This window comes from Ruegeria sp. AL12, assembly GCF_056540885.1.
Genome location: NZ_JBQFXN010000159.1, coordinates 1 through 607 on the forward strand (window position 1 = coordinate 1; position 607 = coordinate 607).

Here is a 607-nt window from a genome sequence, read left to right on the forward strand (position 1 = left end):
CACGCATCCGGACAACTCAGACGACGAACAGAAACGCATGTTGCGCTGCGCCGAGGGCATTCTGGAGAAGCTGGGCGTGCCCTATCGCACCGTTATCCTGTGCACCGGCGATATGGGCTTTGGCGCGCGCCGCACCTATGACATCGAAGCGTGGCTGCCCGGTCAGAACACCTATCGTGAGATCAGCTCGGTCTCGACCTGTGGTGATTTTCAGGCCCGCCGCATGAACGCGCGCTTCCGTCCCGAAGGCGGGGGTAAGCCGGAATATGTCCACACCCTGAACGGCTCGGGTCTGGCGGTGGGGCGTTGCCTGATTGCGGTGCTGGAAAACGGCCAGAACGCCGATGGCACAGTCACCCTGCCCGAGGTGCTCTCCCCCTATCTGGGCGGCAAGCTGACGCTGCAAACGGACGGCACACTGGCATAAGAAAACCGGCGCGCTGCAGCCGCCGGTTACAACAAGATCAAAGGGCGAAGAGGTCTTACTTCTTCGCCTTTTTCTTATCCTTTTTCTTGCTGCTTTTCTTGTCATCTTTTTTCTTACTGTCTTTGGCTTTGTCGTCCTTTTTGGACTTTTTGCCCTTCTTCGTCTTGGCCTTCACCTTAT

General features: G+C 57.5%; 1 protein-coding gene. It reads left to right on the plus strand.

Going from position 1 to position 607, the window contains the following annotated elements; translation table 11 throughout:
• On the plus strand, positions 1–427 hold a 427-nt coding region (locus ACR0C6_RS21980), incomplete at its 5' end, for an aminoacyl--tRNA ligase-related protein (protein ID WP_480621297.1).
• Between the last annotated feature and the right edge of the window lie 180 nt (positions 428–607).